Origin of the sequence: Wolbachia endosymbiont of Nomada ferruginata (genome assembly GCF_001675785.1) — a bacterium.
Lineage (GTDB): Bacteria > Pseudomonadota > Alphaproteobacteria > Rickettsiales > Anaplasmataceae > Wolbachia > Wolbachia pipientis.
Genome location: NZ_LYUY01000165.1, coordinates 1 through 1,160 on the forward strand (window position 1 = coordinate 1; position 1,160 = coordinate 1,160).

2 protein-coding genes are annotated in these 1,160 nt (G+C 36.4%); both read right to left on the minus strand.

Annotation, left to right across the window (positions count from 1 at the left end; all coding sequences use genetic code 11):
* Positions 1-42: 42 nt before the first annotated feature.
* On the minus strand, positions 43-216 hold the full coding sequence (locus BA053_RS07565; RefSeq protein WP_156518066.1) for a hypothetical protein: 174 nt from the start codon (positions 214-216) through the stop codon (positions 43-45).
* A gap of 63 nt (positions 217-279) precedes the next feature.
* Positions 280-1,101 (minus strand): LD-carboxypeptidase, encoded by an 822-nt coding sequence (locus tag BA053_RS06240; protein WP_245611092.1) that lies wholly within the window; start codon positions 1,099-1,101, stop codon positions 280-282.
* Positions 1,102-1,160: the final 59 nt, after the last annotated feature.

A 1,160-nucleotide genomic window follows, 5' to 3' on the forward strand; every position in this document is an offset into this window, starting at 1 on the left:
ACCAGAATAATAAGCTACTGATATTCTCCACCTTTTTTATCTTTAATCCATCATAGCTAGCGATGCAACAAAGCCATTCCAGACTGGAATGACATCATCCTTTTTTCTGGATCCAAGTAGTCTGGGCACTGGGATGACAGGAGAAAGTGCTGCCGTCATAAAGGAACCAGTGTCAGCTACTTTCATGACACCATCATAAGGTGAAACTGGATCCAAGTAGTCAACTACTCGGATGACAATTACCTTAACAATTTCAAAAGAAGCCTAGTGAGCTATCAGCTATGTGTAGTTAACATTTTGCACGTCCATAAAAAACAAACCTTCTTTTTCGTCTTGAACGCTAATAATAGCGTGAGTGTTAAAAGGTAAAGGATCATTTGTATGTCCATGGCCTACCCCTTTTATTGTAAATACAGGAAAGTTAACACTTTTTGCAAACCTTTCTTTTACAACTTCAACAAGGTTATCGTTATAGCAGTTAACGAAATCCCCAAAGATTACTGCATGTACTCCATCAAAGATGTGGGCTTGTTTTAGGTGATCTAAACTGCGCTCTATTGCATATGGGTAAACTCTTATGTCCTCTAAAAATAGAATTTTACCTTTCGCATTTATTTGCCAAGCGGTTCCTATACTATTTTCAACTAGAGTCATATTACCACCGATGATTTTAGACTCTAATCTGCCATCTTTTAGTCTAATGCCATTATTTATCGTCTTTAGGTTATCAAATCTGATAGAATCCCGCTTGTTAAGAATTAACTCTTTCAATTTTTCAACAGAGCTTTCAGAAACGGAGTTATTTACTATCATTTCCAACATGGTGCCGTGAAGAGTTTGCCAATCATATTTAGCTTGTAGATGGATGTGCAAGGCAGTTATATCGCTATAGCCTATGAGGATTTTTTTGTTTTGAGCAATCCTTTCTTTTTTATCATTGGGTAACTTTTCTAGATAGGGAATTAACCGAGAAGCCCCTTCTCCTCCTCTGATACACCAGATTATTTTACTATCATTAGTTAGTGCACTAATCAAATCATTTGCTCTGAATTCATCAGAGTTGGAATAAAATGGATTATCATTACTAGAGGTTGTCCACAAACCAGTAAATCAAGCATATTCCCTACTTAACATAACTTTACTCATAGCCAGATATATGA